The organism is Microcoleus sp. MON1_C1 (assembly GCF_036701945.1).
Taxonomy (GTDB): domain Bacteria; phylum Cyanobacteriota; class Cyanobacteriia; order Cyanobacteriales; family Microcoleaceae; genus Microcoleus.
Genome location: NZ_JAUBRO010000001.1, coordinates 257,462 through 274,152 on the forward strand (window position 1 = coordinate 257,462; position 16,691 = coordinate 274,152).

Here is a 16,691-nt window from a genome sequence, read left to right on the forward strand (position 1 = left end):
ACGAGACTTGATATAGCAGTTGGTAATTGGGTAGGTACTGGTTTTAATTACTAATTACCAATTGAGCGTGTAGCGGACGCTAAGGCTTCTGCCTCTAGCTGCAAACCTCTCGGAATTATCAAAACCGCCGGCACGTTGAAACTGAACTGGGAAATATTGGGTGTCCAACAAGTTCTCAATGCCAATATTTAACGTACCCGGCCCGATCGCGATGCTGCCGATATAGTCCACCACCAAATAGTTATCGATGTCCGCAGGGTCAACTCCTTCATCAAAAGCCCGATCGCGATTCCCGATATAAACCAGTTGCAGTCGGTTGCGCCATCCAGGCGTAGTTTGGTGTTGAATATAAGTCGTCAGCTTCAGCGGTGAGATAATGCTGCTATTGAGAGGCAAATAGTCTCCATCTTGATTGACATCATTTTCACCTTCCTGCCAAGTTGCAGTGCCGCCGAGTTGCCATCCCCCTCCCGGCCGCCAGTCGAGAGTTCCTTCAACCCCATAGATTCGTTGCGGAGCCCGATTAATTCCTATGGGAAAACCGCGATCGTCTAATACAAAACTTTCACCCAATTCGGAGGTATTGTAAAAACCAGAAATAGACGCATTTACTTGTTCCCAGTTGCCACGCACCCCAATTTCGTAGTTGTCAACTCTTACCGCTTCTAATTGTTGAAAATCGCCCCCAATCGAAAATCCTGCTGGCGGACGGCGCAGGAGATTTCCAAAATCTGGTATGCTAAAACCTTGAGCAAAGTTACCAAACACATTAAATGTGTCTGTGATTTTATAGACAGCACCGGCATTAAACACGGTGTTATTAAAGTCCAACTCTCCACCTTCAATATTTGCATTGCCTGGGAAGGTAGTGTAGTCGTCAACACTGAAACCAACCCGCTGGTGGCGCAATCCGCCAGTAACTAAAAAGTTATCGCTAATATCCCATTGGAACTGAGCAAACAAACCTAGCTGGCTGAGGTCATAACGCGGTATTTCAACGCGCTCGTTAATTTTACGGTAAACTCGACCGCCGCTTTCGTCGAAAGCCACAGGATCGAAAATATCCTGCACCACTGTGTTGTACTCGCTGTTATAATCAACTCCCCACAATAATTTAGCTACTGTAAATATAGGAGTCTCAATCTGCAAGCGACCGCCCCAATTTTGATTTTCTACTTGTCCAAACGTAATATTTTCAAAAAAAGCTTCTCGAAAATCCCCTGGGAAAAAATTTAGAGTATTGTACCGATAGTAAGCTTGAGCCTGAAGGCTGCTGCCAAAAATCCGATCGTTGGTGTAGGTGAAGTTAAGGAGAGTATTTTGATCTCTTGGGGGGGTAGAGTCAATAAATTCCAGTTCTCCTACTCTCAAAGCGCGGGCTTTTTCGGTTCCGGCGGGGCGGGTATTGACGCTCAAATCGTTGATGTACTCGTTATCGACTTGGGTGGAACGGTAGTGATTGAATGTTAGTTGTAAGCGCTGTTGAGAATCTAGGTTTACTCCTGCCTTAGCTAATACATTGAAGGTAACGCTTTGATCTAAGGGGCGATCGTTAAAAATGCGATCGCCTTCAGCATCATAAAAAGTGCCGGTGCTTTCTCGTGAAAAAGAAAGGGCGTAGTTATAAGCGCCCTCTGTACCCGATAGGGAATGCGCGATGTAGTTGCCAAAACTGCCGCTTTCTAGGAAGCGTCGGTTGCCTGCTGCTGCACTCAGACCTACTTCTGACTGTTGAGACAGCGTAGTTTCGCTCGGCCTGCGGGTAATGATATTGATCGTCCCCCCTGTGGCCTGACTTCCGTAGATCGCATTGGGGCCGCGAACAACCTCAATTCGCTCGATCGCATTGGGAGCAATGGTTTGCAGCCCCCGAGGTTGAGTATTTGTGGTCAGGGGTACGCCGTCAACTAAGACAGAAATATTGCGACCGCGCAAGTTTTGCCCAAATTGATTTCTCGATTGAGTCGAAGCCCCTAAGCCTGGAACCTCCCGACCGACAATATCTTGCAGGCTTCGCGACACGGGATTTTGTTGCTCAATCTCCCTACGGGTAATTACTGTCACCGAGCGCGGTATATTTTGTATAAGTTCTTCAGTGCGCGTGGCAGTAACGACAATTTCAATTGAGTCAGAATTTTCAGGAGTTACGCTGAGAACTAAACCGCGATCGCTTTTTACTACTTGTGCCGGTGGTGCTGCTCTCTCTCCGGTGACGGTGACTCGGATGCGCGAACCTTCAAGCTGAGTTACTGTCACCTCAGCAATTCCTCGATCTGGATTTTGAGCGCGAAATTCCTCACCCGACGGTAAAGCTAGTTGAGCATTTTCGATGTCGGCGATCGCACTGTTGCCTTCTGTTCTGGTAATAGCTTGCAGCAATTGCCCCGCTTCAGTTTCTAAGATGACTTCCAAACCAGCCCCAGTAGGGTTAAGCTTTACACCTGTTACTTGTACGACTGATTGAGAGATTCGCACAGCATCAGAAACAATAAAACTTGACGGCGATGGCTCAAGTAATCCTTCTACACTGGTGCTAGGGCGATCGATGTCGTTGAGTTTTGGTATGTCTGTTATTGGTTCAATATCAGGATTAGCAGAAGCGCGAGCGCTATTACTAGATATCTTCAATTCACCTTGTGGAACAGGCATCCCGTCTGCTTTTGAGGAGCTTTTTTGGATATTTGTTTTGTATTCTGAAGCAACTGTCAAGTCAGAATTGAGTTTTTGGACTTGATTTTCTACAAATACCTTGGCTTCTAACTCCTCGCTTTGGGATGATGGCTTTTCTGCGATCGGTTTTTGGGACGGGATGACAGAAGGGATCGCCCACCATTGAGTGCGATCGTTCTCTTTTGAGGGATTTACTGAACTCGGATCGGGGGCGATCGCGGGTGTAGCTTCAGCAGAGTCGGAGTTAGCGCTGTCAGAGAAACTTCTTGGCCCTGCCGCTGCTACTGGCATGATACCAACGCTCAGCAGTGCAACACATAAAAAAGGTAGACGCAGTTTCATTTTCATTCCCACCCCACACTTAAAAACTTGAACTGCTACAGCATTTGTAAGAGTAAATGCACCGATGGAACTGCACTCCCGACTCGTACTCTGCTGAAAATCTACCCAAGCAAACACGAAAACTAAGGCTGTCAGTAACAGGCGCTGCTATCTGTGGTCGCAATTTGAATCCAGTTTCTTGACACGAGCGACGATACACTCGGAGCGCGGTCAACAGCCCAGCGATTTATCACTAATTATTTGCAGTAGCCTCATCAAAATAAAATAAGGGTGCTGCTAATGTCAAGCAATAAGTCAAAGTTTTTTATTACTAATTTTTATCAAGTTTTATCAAGCTGCACGCTGGTTTATGCTGGCGATTTTGGGGGCACTGCCGTCTGCGCGACTCACTCCAAGCTGCGAATACCCTACCCTAAAATTGGTCGATTGACTGCATCGTTCTGCTTTGGATACTGTCAGCTCACTTATGACTATTGAGGGATTACTTCAAAAATAATTATCAATTACTATTTGCAAAATCAATATTTTAGACTTACAGTATAAAACCTAATCAAGAAATAATATTAATAAGTTCTAGCAGTAGCTAAAGAATAACCTTTTGAGAGAAGATCGCGGTCATCAGCTTGGCGATCGCAAAACTCAAGATTTTCGGGTTGCAATGAGTGCAAAAAGTAGAAGGGATCAACTTTTCAAGGACTTTCAAGAAATCTCTAGTAACAGTTCGACAGGTGTAGACGTGTTGCGCTACAGGTGTCTGCACCAGCCTGACCAACTAGCTTTTACCTTTCTCAAAGACGGAGAAACAGAAAGTGATCGCCTGACTTACAGCGAATTAGATCGTCGCAGCCGAGCGATCGCAGGTCAACTTCAGGCTTTAGGTGCTAGCGACGAACGCGCCTTATTGCCTTATCCGCCAAAACTAGACTATATTGCGACTTTTTTCGGATGCTTGTACTCTGGAGCGATCGCAGTCCCAGCTTACCCGCCCCGCAATCAGCGCCACGCAGCCCGACTTCAAACAGCCGTATCAGTTGCAACCGATTCCCAAGCCGCGATCGCCCTCACCACAACAGCGATTTTGCCCCAAGTGCAATCCTTGCTGGCAGACAAAATCGGAGCTATACATTGGCTCACTACCGATACAATCCCCCCCGGAATCGAAGACACTTGGCAAAAACCCTCAATTCACGCCGAAACCTTAGCATTTCTGCTTTGATGATGCGAATTTTAGAATTATCTTGAACTTTTTTCTGCTGGTTATACAGATTTTCTGCGTGAGTAATTAGTCCTATAAGTTGGTCATAGTCTAGACTCAATAGCCGAGTAGTTTCTGAGGGATGTCTTTATATGTGTTCGCGAAGTTGACTCATTTTTTTTACATAAAGCTCCATTATAATATATGTGCAATTCAACGATAGTTTGTTTTTTGGAGATGTCTAATAGTTAAATGAAACGGTTGGTTTGTTTGGGAGTGCGTAAGTCCTCAATAATTCCTCATTAGCGATTAAGTAGAGCGACACAAAAAAACTTGACAATGTAACAAAATGTAAACGAATTACAACCTCTGGGATTGCTTCATTTCACTGGCAATGACATACTTATGTTTTCGCAGTTCGTCTACTTCGCGATCGGGATGAAGTCACTTTTTCTCCGACTCATATCATTTGAGATTTATTTGAAATTTGAGATGGCAAATAGCTTATTATGTAGGACTTTGCAGCTTGTGTAGAGTTGCATTCATTTTTTGAACTGCTATCACTAACGGCGTTACACCCTGCTAGCAACGCAGCAATCTCAAAACGCTCCCTTCTATCCATTTTTATTTTCCAGAGGTGCTAAATCACCTGTGGCTGAGATAAACTGATTTGCAAGTAGAGCGCGCGTTTTGCAAGTTGCCTCTGTGTAACCGAGACACTGCTACTGCAACCTGCCATCAGCCCCAGCAAAATAAATGCCACAATTAACTCTACATTCTCCGATTTCCATTAACAGCGCGTCTACAATCTAAAATCAAAAGTGAGCAGCAAGGACAAACCGATGGCGAACTCAACTATTGGCCTAGAACATCAACTTTACGATTATCTGTTATCTATTTCTCTGCGGGAGCCAGATATTCTCGCTTCACTACGGGAAGAAACTGCTAAACATCCTATGGGGATGATGCAGATTGCTCCCGAACAAGGTCAGTTTATGGAGCTCATAGTGCAGCTTATGGGAGCGACCAAAACCTTAGAAATTGGCGTTTTTACGGGTTATAGCTCGCTGTGCGTAGCTTTAGCGCTGCCTCCTAACGGTCAAATTATTGCCTGCGATGTCAGCGAGGAATATACTGCGATCGCACGACGCTATTGGGAAGCTGCGGGCGTTGCTAATAAGATTTCTTTGCAGTTGGGCCCAGCTATAAATACTCTCGACAAACTAATAGCCGAGGGACAAGCAGGAACCTTTGATTTTGCTTTCATCGACGCCGATAAAGAAAATTATGAGGCTTATTTTGAGCGCTCGCTCCAACTTGTACGCAATGGGGGTTTAATTGTAATTGACAATGTTCTGTGGTCAGGACGAGTTGCTGACCCTCAAGTACAAGACGAAAGTACCACCGCCATTCGTACTTTTAACAACAAATTGCGTAACGATCCCAGAGTTACTCTCAGTGTTGTCCCCATTGCTGACGGGCTGACTTTGGCATTGAAACGCCGCTGGGCTACTATGATGGAACCTGAACAGGATAATTAAAGAGTTATTTGCGGTTTGTGGTGGATTTCTAAGGACTTATAGAAAAGCTATGAAGAAACCGGATTTCTGAGTCAAGCTTCTGGGATAAAACGGATATTTTTTTTTCAGAAACCCCGTTTATGGGTTCAGGACTGTTTTTATTTGCTGCAAACCGCGAAGGAATAACAATTTAAAAATATTATATTTAAACAACGTAATTTTTTGATGGGAGGCGTAACTTCGAGTGTCTAATTTACAACTAAAATTACCAATACACGAAACTTTTCAATGTACTGTTCAAGGCGAAGGTTACTGGACGGGGACTTTAGTTGATTTTATCAGATTGGCCGGTTGCCCTGTGCGGTGTCCTTGGTGCGACACGGGTTACGAAAATGGGGGCAAAGGTTTGCCCTCTGTGCCGCAGTCGATCGCACAATTGCTCGCTCAATTGCAGTCTCCGAGAGTGGTAATTACTGGCGGTGAACCTTTCATTCACCAAAATTTGCCGGAGTTAGTTGAAGCTTTGTTAGAAGCTGACAAGCAGGTGAGTATTGAAACTTCGGGTGCTTGCTGGCAGGATGTTTCCCCGCAGGCTTGGATTACTCTTTCTCCGAAGGAACACGTCAATCCTAAATATCCGGTGCAAGAGCTTTTCTGGAGTAGAGCAAATGAAATTAAGTTAGTGATTAGCACTGGCGAAGAAGTTGAATTTTATCACAAGCATTTGGAAAATAATGTGAATATTCCGGTTTTTTTGCAACCAGAATGGAACTCCAAAAAATCAGCGATTCCCATTATTTTGGAATTGCTGAAACAAAATCCTAGTTACAGGTTATCTTTGCAAACTCACAAATTTATTGGCGTTCAATAATTTGATGATTTAGCCAGATATATTGGTCAGGTGGGCGGTGCTGAATGGGGAGTCCATCGCCCTACAATCTGTGGAAATAGGTGCTATAATTCAAGCAGCAATTTATGATAATTTGAACGTAAGGGAAACAACTACGGAAACCCCAATGGGAAAAGTGATCGCAACCGTAGTAATTACGAATCGGCTGGATGAAGCTAAAGCAGAAGATGGTGTGATTCCAATCGAGCAAGTGAGGCCTGTTACTCTAGAAAATGTTTTGGTGGATACGGGCGCGACAACTTTGTGTTTGCCTAAAGATGTCATCGCCAGACTGGGTTTGAAAATCCTCAAGCAAGTAGTTGTGAAAACAGCCACGGGCATTAGTGAGGCGAGGATTTTTCGGGATGCTTCGATTTCGCTGTGCGGGCGCGAAGGGACTTTTGAGTGTTTGGAATTGTCCGAGGGGAAAACGCCACTTTTAGGCGTGATTCCGATGGAAGCGCTGGGAATTGAAGTGGATTTGGAACATCAAAGTTTGAAGGTTTTGCCCGACGGGCCGACGGAAACTTATTTGACAATTCTTGGATATTCTTGAGTTTGGATGCCAGCTATTCGATCGGCAGCGCTAAGATGGTTAAGCACTGTTTTGCACTACTCTCATGTCCCAACGCGCCAAAACCTCAAACAGCCAGCCAAGTGCATCCCGCAACGGGCATAATGTGACGAATTCTCACTCTAACAACCAAAATACGATTCGGGTTCGCGGTGCGAGACAGCACAACCTGAAAAATATCGATCTGGAACTGCCGCGCGATCGACTGATCGTTTTTACTGGCGTCTCGGGTTCTGGTAAGTCTTCCCTCGCTTTCGATACAATTTTTGCCGAGGGACAGCGCCGCTACGTGGAGTCTCTCAGCGCTTACGCGCGCCAGTTTTTGGGACAGTTGGACAAACCGGATGTGGACGCGATTGAAGGCTTGAGTCCGGCTATTTCGATCGACCAAAAGTCAACTTCTCACAACCCGCGATCGACAGTTGGCACTGTTACAGAAATTTACGATTATCTCAGATTGCTCTACGGCAGAGCCGGCGAACCGCACTGTCCGATTTGCGATCGCTGCATTGCGCCGCAGACAATTGATGAAATGTGCGATCGAGTCATGGCACTTCCCGACGGCACTCGCTTTCACCTTCTGGCACCAGTTGTGCGCGGAAAAAAAGGCACTCACCGCAAATTATTGTCGAGTTTAGCTGCGGAAGGATTTATTCGCGTCAAAGTTAACGGAGAAATTTTAGAACTTTCGGAAAATATCGAATTAGATAAAAATCATACGCACAATATCGAGATAGTTGTCGATCGGTTAATTAAAAAACCCGGTTTAGAAGAACGTTTAGTTGATTCTCTGGCAACTTGTTTGCGCCATTCTGAGGGGATTGCGATTATTGAAGAGTTACCGACTGAAGAAAATTCCCAACCACAGGGGCCGATCGTATTTTCCGAAAACTTTGCTTGTCCGGAACACGGCGCGGTAATGGAGGAACTTTCACCCAGGTTATTTTCGTTTAATTCGCCCTACGGCGCGTGTCCGAACTGCCACGGTTTGGGGAGTTTGCGGACTTTTGCGCCGGAGTTGGTAGTTCCCGACGAAAAAGCGCCTCTTTATTGTGCGATCGCGCCTTGGTCAGACAAAGATAATTCCTATTATCTTTCTTTGCTTTGCAGTATTGCTGATACTTGTGGCTTTGATATCGACACTCCTTGGTATCGATTAAAGCCCGAACACCAGCGCGTGATTTTGTACGGCAATGAGCAAAAGCGCAGCGCAGAAGGTAAAAAGCGCGAGGGCAGCACTGATTTGAGGAGAGATTTTAATGGCGTAATTTCCATGTTGCAGCGCCAGTACGACGATACTGGTTCTGATTTGATCAAGCAGAAGTTAGAACAGTATCGAGTCGATCGCTCTTGCGAGGTTTGTCACGGCAAACGCTTGAAAACAGAGGCCCTTTCGGTGCGGCTGGGACAGTACGGAATCGTGGATTTAACGAGTATTTCGATTCGCGAATGCCGCGAACGAGTAAATAATTTGGGATTGAGCGATCGGCAATTCCAAATATCCGATTTAGCCCTGAGAGAAATCAAAGCAAGGCTGCAATTTTTGCTCGATGTCGGGTTAGATTACCTGACTTTAGACCGCGCAGCAATGACGCTTTCTGGCGGAGAAGCCCAGCGAATTCGGCTAGCGACTCAAATCGGTTCTGGTTTGACGGGTGTTCTCTACGTTTTGGACGAACCCAGCATCGGACTGCACCAAAGAGACAATTTTCGCCTGCTGCAAACATTAACAAAATTGCGTGATTTAGGCAATACTTTGATTGTGGTAGAACACGATGAAGAAACCATGCGAGCGGCCGACCACATTGTGGATATCGGACCCGGCGCAGGCGTTCACGGTGGCAAAATTATATCGCAAGGAAGTTTAGCAGACTTGCTGGCGGCCGAGGAATCTTTGACCGGGGCTTATTTGTCGGGAAAGCGAGTAATTGAAACCCCTAGTGAAAGGAGAAAAGGCAACGGCAAAGCTCTCTCAATCATAAATGCGACGCGCAACAATTTAAAAAATATCGATGTGGAAATTCCCCTGGGAAAACTCGTCTGCGTGACGGGGGTTTCCGGTTCGGGAAAATCCACTTTAATCAATGAATTGCTGTACCCGTCACTGCAACATTATATCACCAAAAAAGTGCCTTTACCACCCGATATGGACGCCCTCAAGACGAAGGGCGAACGCTCTCTAGAGGATGTGGTTGATAAGGTAATTGTCATCGATCAATCTCCTATCGGCCGCACTCCGCGTTCTAATCCCGCTACTTACACGGGAGTCTTTGATGTGATTCGCGATTTGTTTGCCGAAAGCATTGAAGCGAAGGCCAGAGGTTACAAAGCGGGGCAGTTTTCTTTTAATGTGAAAGGGGGAAGGTGCGAAGCTTGCGGTGGCCAAGGGGTGAACGTGATTTCGATGAATTTTCTGCCAGATGTTTACGTGCAGTGTGAGGTTTGCAAAGGTGCGCGCTACAACCGGGAAACGCTGCAAGTTAAGTACAAAGGCAAGTCGATTTCTGATGTTTTGAACATGACCGTAGAGGAATCTTTGGAGATGTTTAAAAATATTCCCAGGGCCGGCGCCAGACTGCAAACTTTGGTAGATGTCGGTTTGGGTTACATTCAGTTGGGACAGCCGGCGCCGACGCTTTCTGGGGGCGAAGCGCAGCGGGTAAAATTGGCAACGGAACTGTCGCGCCGCGCTACTGGGAAGACGCTTTATTTAATCGATGAACCGACGACTGGTTTGTCGTTTTATGATGTTCACCATTTGTTAAATGTGCTGCAAAGATTGGTGGATAAGGGTAATTCAATTTTGGTAATCGAACACAATTTAGATGTGATTCGGTGCTGCGATTGGGCGATCGATTTGGGGCCTGAAGGGGGAGATAAGGGCGGCGAAATTATTGTGGCGGGGACGCCGGAGGATGTGGCGGCAAATCAGAGGTCTTATACTGGGAAGTATTTGCAAGCTGTTTTGCAGCAGCATCCTTTGGGGGAGGCTGTAGCCGTTAGTTAATACTAACAGGAATTACGCAATTATCATAATTAGTAAGGTGCGTTAGATATTTAAACCTTAAATAATCGTTTAAGAAACTCACCTGACGCACCCTACAATTAAAATACTATTACAAGTTAGTCTGCTTAGTCGTCAGAGAGTTCTGCTCTGCAATCCTATCGGCTCTGGGACAGAGGTATACTGGTACAAATTAGCCAAGCTTCATCAAGGAAAACAATGGGTACAAAATTTAACTTTGTATGTCCTGGTTGTGGGTACATAGCAAAATGGGTTTCTGGTCGTTGGGACGTTGGAATGATCGCTGTTGTTAGAACAATGACCTGTGAAGATTGTGAAGCAGTAGTTGACGTTCTGATTGGGCGCGATGGCAAAGATGGCCCGACTGGCGATCCTAACTATGATAAGAGCCTCAATATTTGTCCTAAATGTCAAGGATCGCGGCTCTATCCCTGGCCTAGTAAACATCCTTGCCCAAAGTGTGATGCCAAGATGATTAAGGATGAAACATCGGTGATGTCCTGGGATTAGAAAAGGCTTTGAAATTTGCATGAGGGGCAGAGTTTTTCCTGGGAGTTGTACAGTGCCTCTAGCTTTTAATCTTTACAGTTTGGGGGCTGGGTCTAACATTTCAGTGCTTTCAAATGATTAATACTAATAATATCGTCGTTTAAGAGTATTTAAGATGCTGGATTGAAGTTTTATGACAGCGCTCGTTAGCCCGTATTTTGAAGCTCAGCATCCTTGACAAAGGCTTTATCAATTCACGGCGCTCCGAGTAACTTTTATCCTTTCTATTCGGGTACAGCACAGTAAACTGAGAGCAACCCCTTTAACCCCAATTAACCTATGCCACGCTGGTTTAATACCGCAGCTCCATGCCAAGCAGACATTCATTACGTGCTACCCCCAACACTGCGCTTACCGGGCTTAGAACGGTTAATCGCTCAACGCAACTATTTCGTCATCCATGCACCCCGACAAGTCGGTAAAACCACCGCCATGCTAGCTTTAGCCAAACCACTCACCGACAGCGGACAATACACCGCCGTCATGGTTTCGGTGGAAGTCGGTGCACCCTTAAGTTCCGATGTAAATCCTTGGGTACAATCTAAAAATGGCAAAGGATCTCTTCCACAACACGGTCAAAATCGCCCTACAAAAAGATGGCTGGAAGATTACCCACGATCCCTACCAGTTACGCTATGGTGTTGCTGATGTCTACATCGATCTTGCAGCCGAAGAAGCGATCGCCGCTGAAAAAGAAGGACGTAAAATAGCTGTAGAAGTCAAAAGTTTCGCAGGAGGCTCCACCATTTCTGAATTCCACACCGCCCTCGGTCAATTCCTCAACTATCGCGTTGCCATCGAAGTCTCTAGCGAACCAGAACGTATACTTTATCTGGCAGTACCCACCGATACCTACCAAATGTTTCTCAGATTTGAACCCGCAAAAACTGTCATCGAACGTTATGAAATCCGACTAATTATTTACAATCCAACTCGTGAGGCGATCGACCAATGGATAGACTAAACGAATACCGCAAAATTGTTTGTGACTTTCTCGAAGACTTTTCTACAAATGACGCAAATGCTCAGTTAATCTTCGATATCGCCCGCGATAGATATCTCGTGATGCACAACGAATGGCGCGACGAATATCGCATCTATGGGTGTGCCATGCAGCTCGATATCATCGAAAATCAAATCTGGATTCAACACAACAGTACCGAAATCTACATCGATCGAGAACTGATTCAACGTGGCGTGTCTCCTCAAGATATCATTCTTGGGTTTCGCTCCCCCAGCATCCGAAAACTCCTTGCCGCCAACTCTTGCTAGAGACAAAGGTGGGGAACAGTTAGATGGATATCTCGCTAGATTGGGACAAGATTCCGCTTGGTTGGTCATTTTCGATCGCCGAGAGAATGCACCCGAACTCGAAAACGGTTGAACACTGAGATTCATACTACTCCAAGGGGGCGATCGGTTACATTATTCGAGGGTGAAATCCTGGTATATTATGTACTAATAGTAGATGCGATATTAACTATCTTGAATTGTAGGGGAAAGTGCCATATTTTGGGCTTCTCTTTGCATGAATTCAATGTCCGATCGCGACCAAGTGCGGGGCCCGCTGCACTGATGAGCAATTAACAGCCCCCACAGTCCTTTGTTCGTTAAAATTGGCACAACTAAATTGGCACGAACTTTCAGGCTACGCAGAAAATCTCGGTGGCATTGGTGAATTGGTTCTACTTCAATATCTGTAATTGCTCTAACTCTGCCGGCTTCGTACAAAGCAGCGTGGTCGCCGTTAAAACACTCATCTGGCCCCGTTGAACCCAAGATTGAGAGTTCGATCGCACTCAACATCTCGTAAGTCACTCGACCTTGCCACTGCTTGTAAAAATGATAAAGCACCGCGCGATCGCTCTGCAAAATTTCTCGAATGTCGTAGAGGGATTTTTCAACTAATACGTCGCGCTTTAGACGATCTGTCAAGCGGTTAACAATGTTTTGCAGCCGATCGCCCGACATAGTATTAACTCCTTTAATTCCTAGTACACTCGCCCGATCTTAATTATTGAACTGGCACCATCCCAACACCTCAAAATGTTGCGCTTCGGGATTTTCGCGCGCTCAAAAATGAGTAATTTTGGGCTTGACAGTTGTTGATATGCCAGCAATATTATACTATTATTTTGCCTGAGATAGCAATCTTTTCGGGAAAGGGGCGATGGCGTCTAGCCCTCGCCCGTGCTACGGCTTTTTTTTACGCAGCCCTTTTGCGAAGAACCACCGACGGGACGCCTGTTCCACACAGGAAAAGAAAAGGAAGAGTTTACAAGTGCTGGGAGAATTGCTAGATCTGCCTAAAGTTGGTTCCTCTCAAACAGAGTAACTGCTACGATTTTTCTAAAGCTAAAGAAAGCATTAAATATGTCTGTGCTAGAAGCTGCTTGGAAACACGAATTTATCCCTACGAACGGCATCAAACTGCACTATGTCACTCAAGGTTCTGGGCCGCTGATGCTGATGCTGCACGGATTTCCTGAATTTTGGTATTCTTGGCGACATCAAATCCCAGAATTTGCCTCAGATTATAAAGTAGTGGCTGTAGATCTCAGGGGTTACAACGACAGCGACAAACCTCACGATCAATCTGCTTACGTGATGGCAGAGTTTGTGCAAGATGTCAAGGGCATTATTCAGGGTTTGGGATACGAAAGTTGCGTCTTAGTTGGTCACGACTGGGGAGGTGCGATCGCCTGGAATTTTGCTTATGCTTATCCCCAAATGGTGGATAAATTAATTGTGATGAATCTACCACATCCGGCCAAGTTTGCTGAAGGGTTACGCACTCCCCAGCAATTGCTGAGAAGCTGGTACATCTTTTTGTTTCAGTTGCCAGTTGTGCCGGAGTTGTTAATTCAGTTGGGCGACTATCAGGCAATTTCGGCTGCTTTGGAAGGTATGGCAGTTAACAAAAGCACCTTTAGCCCCTCAGATATCGAAGCTTACAAAGATGCGGCTGCCAAACGGGGCGCTCTGACTGCTACTATCAATTATTACCGCAATATTGCTCGCGGATTTCTCGATCGCCAGAATTGGAGCGTGCTGCAAGTTCCGACGCTGATGATTTGGGGAGAAAAAGATGTCGCCCTCGGCAAAGAGTTAACCTATGGAACCGCAGATTACGTGCGGGATTTTCAGATTCAGTACCTTCCCAATTGCAGCCACTGGGTACACCAGGAAGAGCCGCAGTTAGTGAATCGGTACATGAGAGATTTTTTGGCAAGTAAGTTGATTTAATATCATATCCAGTTTGATCGGAATGCTACTGAGCCTGGGAGTAGGACGATCGCGATTCACTCAGAAAATTATTATTCCCATGCCACCAGAGACATTCACCGACTGCTGATGCCCTCCGTCGTGCGCCCGCTCATTTCGCTGGGGTGAATGCGGTAGATTGTTTACCTCCGCACGTCCCAGCGAGTCAATCCAGGTGCGAGTGATGGCGGGTGAAAGTGTGGGGTTGTGTTCTTTGACCAATTGCATCGCGCGATCGATGTCTGGCTGTTCCGTGAGGCGTTCTGCTCGCCCGTTCACCACAACGCTGCGCGAGTCTTGGAAATCGCCGACTTCTTCCACTTGCAAGCAGACTTCTGGATTGGTGTCTATATACTTCGTTTTCATCCCGACTGTTGTGAAAATGTATATGTCCGAATCTTGGAGAGAATAGTGCATTGGCAAAACGTAGGGATGCCCTTCAAATACACAGCCGAAGTGTCCGTGTCTTACTTGCTGCAAAAGTTCTTGTATTTCTTTTGAACTCATTTCATCAATATCTAACATTGTTATACTCCTTTAAAACTTACTCTAGAGAAATCCATCGATGTTTTAGGTTGCTTCACGAGTGGGGCTTTTGGTCTAATTCTTGCATTTTTGAGGCGCCTGTTTTGTGGCTATAAACAAGTATAGAATTTCCCTAAACATAACCTGGGTTAGTCTCAAATATCATCTCCGATATTTATTGTTGGAAAATTTGTAGGATTTGGGAAATAAACCTTCGGCAATTGCTGAGGGTTTATTGTTTTTATTAAATGGGGAGCGTCTAATTAATTAATAAAAGCATTTTTTCCTAACGGGACTTAAACAAATTTTCAGCCCCGATAAAGCCCAAACTCGCTTTATCAGCAGCTCGGGCGTCCATGTTTTCTTGTTACCAGCGAACAAAAGACGATCGTCCCCTGGAATTCTCTGACACTAGATATAATCCGTGCTCAAAAAAACATCGCCGCATAAGCGCAGCGCGCAATTTAGTAATGGTTCACGCTGCGGTTATGCGGCAAATGCGATCGGCTTGACGCTGATGACCAGCCCTGTCTTGCGTCACTGCCGAGCCTGGTCTATAACTCCCTCAAACGCTTGAAATCTCTTAGTTTGTGGGTGTAAACTGCCCTCATAGCGTATTGGTGCGATCGACCGGCTTTACCTCATCCTACCGGCTGGCGATCGGCAATAAACCTAGTTTATTCTTAACCACCTGTTAAAAGAATCAGATTTAACGATCGCAGCCTTCAATATTTCAAGGATTTGAGGGTCTTCTTCACCACCTTGACATAGCTGGCGCTTATAACATAGAGTATAATTTTTGTGGCATCCTAAGAGCGAGCCAGTACGTCCTAAGCTTGACATTGTAAATATTTTGACTGTTGCTATAAGTTGGAGTTAAACGGATATTTTTATTTATGAAGTATAATCGATTTCAAGAATTAGATATGATGAGAGGCTTTGCTGCCTGCTGGGTAGTGGGGGTTCATTTTTGGTACTTCAATTTCTTGCCTCCATTTTTTGGATACAGCAACTTTTTCGAGTATGCAAAAGTAGTAGGCCCAGCCTCGACGATTGCTAAGTTTTTTCCCCTACCATTTAATAGTGTAGGCAATATAGTTTTTGATTTAGTGAATATATTTTTCTTGCTTGGATATCAGGGAGTTCATATTTTTTTCATTCTCAGTGGTTTTGGACTGGCTTATTCAAGAATTTTAAAACCTGATGAAAGCTGGATTAATTTTATGAGAAAAAAAATTATCCGGCTCTACCCTACCTACTGGATACTTTTAGCTGTATCTTTGATAATTCCTCGGTTAAGAGCGGATTTATTTTATGGCTATTTTGATTGGTGGTCATTTTGGAGAAGTTGGATAATTCTCGATAAAGCCATACCATTTTCTTGGTTTATGTTTCCCCTCATCCAATTTTATTTGTCTTTCTTTTTTATATTTAAGTTGTTAAAAAAATATTCTATTAAACAGTTTATTTTAACTTCTTTTTTTATTAAAGTTACCTATACTTTTTTAGTTTTAATTTTAGGATTTAACCTGTTTAAACCAATATTGGGCGACATGGTTTATCCGGGCTATTTAGCAATTTCAAGGTTATTTGAGTTTTGTTTAGGAATGGCAATGGCCAAGGTTTATGCAAGTAATCCTACTTTATTAATTAATTACCTAACTAAGCCCGTAACAATAGCCCTAGCAATAATTTTTGAAATATTGGGTATTATGGGTTCCTTCACATTTTCAAATGCACTAAAATTTCTCGGCGTAATTTTACCTTTTGGACTGTCTTTTTATGATGCTTTTATTGGATTTGGCATATTTGTAATTATTTTTAATTTTTGTAGAAGTTTAAAAAACTTGTCTTACTTAATAACGAGCTTTTTAACATGGATTTCTAATATTTCCTATGAACTATATTTAACGCAATTTATAGGGTTAATTGTTATACCCAAATATTTTACTGTGGTTGTGCGAGGTGAACCTTCACTTTTGACGGCTAGTCGTGCTATTTTACTTTATGTATTAATTAGTGAAATTTGTATAGTTAATGCTTTTTTATTACAACAGCTAACAAACTCGATCGCCCGTCAAGTTAGATTAGCGATGGGTCTCTTTACCTCGGGCCTAAAATAACCTGAATTAGTAGTT

14 protein-coding genes are annotated in these 16,691 nt (G+C 44.6%); 10 read left to right on the forward strand and 4 right to left on the reverse strand.

The genetic code is table 11. The features are described 5' to 3' along the window. Nucleotides 1–54 precede the first annotated feature (54 nt). Nucleotides 55–3,012, reverse strand: coding sequence for a TonB-dependent receptor domain-containing protein (locus tag QUA62_RS00990; protein WP_333401990.1), 2,958 nt, complete (start codon nucleotides 3,010–3,012; stop codon nucleotides 55–57). 598 nt (nucleotides 3,013–3,610) lie between these two features. On the opposite strand from QUA62_RS00990, the gene QUA62_RS00995 reads away from it, so the two are divergent. From QUA62_RS00995 to uvrA, 5 genes are all read left to right on the forward strand, one after another. Then, entirely contained in the window at nucleotides 3,611–4,228 is a 618-nt protein-coding gene (locus QUA62_RS00995) for an AMP-binding protein (protein ID WP_333401991.1), read from the forward strand. Nucleotides 4,229–5,049: 821 nt separating this feature from the next. After that, nucleotides 5,050–5,748 (forward strand): class I SAM-dependent methyltransferase, encoded by a 699-nt coding sequence (locus QUA62_RS01000; RefSeq protein ID WP_333401992.1) that lies wholly within the window; start codon nucleotides 5,050–5,052, stop codon nucleotides 5,746–5,748. A 223-nt stretch (nucleotides 5,749–5,971) separates the two neighbouring features. Beyond that, entirely contained in the window at nucleotides 5,972–6,598 is a 627-nt protein-coding gene (locus QUA62_RS01005) for a 7-carboxy-7-deazaguanine synthase QueE (protein WP_333401993.1), read from the forward strand. 145 nt (nucleotides 6,599–6,743) lie between these two features. Beyond that, a complete protein-coding gene (locus QUA62_RS01010) occupies nucleotides 6,744–7,172 on the forward strand; it encodes a retroviral-like aspartic protease family protein (RefSeq protein WP_333402036.1) in 429 nt (142 codons plus the stop codon). A gap of 64 nt (nucleotides 7,173–7,236) precedes the next feature. Further along, nucleotides 7,237–10,197: an excinuclease ABC subunit UvrA gene (uvrA, locus tag QUA62_RS01015; RefSeq protein ID WP_333401994.1), complete on the forward strand. Its 2,961-nt coding sequence runs from the start codon at nucleotides 7,237–7,239 to the stop codon at nucleotides 10,195–10,197. Nucleotides 10,198–11,150: 953 nt separating this feature from the next. Here uvrA and QUA62_RS01020 read toward each other — a convergent pair. Then, complete coding sequence (locus QUA62_RS01020; RefSeq protein ID WP_333401995.1) at nucleotides 11,151–11,318, reverse strand: hypothetical protein; 168 nt, start codon at nucleotides 11,316–11,318, stop codon at nucleotides 11,151–11,153. Between QUA62_RS01020 and QUA62_RS01025 the strand changes: the two genes are divergently transcribed. Genes QUA62_RS01025 through QUA62_RS01035 form a run of 3 tightly spaced genes read left to right on the forward strand, consistent with a single transcriptional unit; the run spans nucleotide 11,312 to nucleotide 12,148 of the window. Next, nucleotides 11,312–11,728 (forward strand): XisH family protein, encoded by a 417-nt coding sequence (locus QUA62_RS01025; RefSeq protein WP_333401996.1) that lies wholly within the window; start codon nucleotides 11,312–11,314, stop codon nucleotides 11,726–11,728. The genes QUA62_RS01020 and QUA62_RS01025 overlap by 7 nt on opposite strands. Then, entirely contained in the window at nucleotides 11,716–12,036 is a 321-nt protein-coding gene (locus tag QUA62_RS01030; protein WP_333039874.1) for a XisI protein, read from the forward strand. The genes QUA62_RS01025 and QUA62_RS01030 overlap by 13 nt, the downstream gene beginning before the upstream one ends. Continuing rightward, nucleotides 12,017–12,148 (forward strand): hypothetical protein, encoded by a 132-nt coding sequence (locus tag QUA62_RS01035; protein ID WP_333401997.1) that lies wholly within the window; start codon nucleotides 12,017–12,019, stop codon nucleotides 12,146–12,148. The genes QUA62_RS01030 and QUA62_RS01035 overlap by 20 nt, the downstream gene beginning before the upstream one ends. Nucleotides 12,149–12,240: 92 nt before the next feature. Here QUA62_RS01035 and QUA62_RS01040 read toward each other — a convergent pair whose 3' ends face one another. Then, nucleotides 12,241–12,735, reverse strand: coding sequence for a GAF domain-containing protein (locus QUA62_RS01040; protein WP_333220681.1), 495 nt, complete (start codon nucleotides 12,733–12,735; stop codon nucleotides 12,241–12,243). Nucleotides 12,736–13,137: 402 nt separating this feature from the next. Between QUA62_RS01040 and QUA62_RS01045 the strand changes: the two genes are divergently transcribed. Beyond that, nucleotides 13,138–14,010 (forward strand): alpha/beta hydrolase, encoded by an 873-nt coding sequence (locus QUA62_RS01045; RefSeq protein ID WP_333401998.1) that lies wholly within the window; start codon nucleotides 13,138–13,140, stop codon nucleotides 14,008–14,010. Between the two features lie 60 nt (nucleotides 14,011–14,070). Here the strand turns inward: QUA62_RS01045 and QUA62_RS01050 are convergent, their stop codons facing one another. After that, on the reverse strand, nucleotides 14,071–14,553 hold the full coding sequence (locus QUA62_RS01050) for a pyridoxamine 5'-phosphate oxidase family protein (RefSeq protein ID WP_333401999.1): 483 nt from the start codon (nucleotides 14,551–14,553) through the stop codon (nucleotides 14,071–14,073). An 896-nt stretch (nucleotides 14,554–15,449) separates the two neighbouring features. Here QUA62_RS01050 and QUA62_RS01055 point away from each other — a divergent pair. Continuing rightward, nucleotides 15,450–16,676, forward strand: a complete 1,227-nt coding sequence (locus QUA62_RS01055; RefSeq protein ID WP_333402000.1) for an acyltransferase family protein — start codon at nucleotides 15,450–15,452, stop codon at nucleotides 16,674–16,676. The last annotated feature ends 15 nt before the right edge of the window (nucleotides 16,677–16,691 follow it).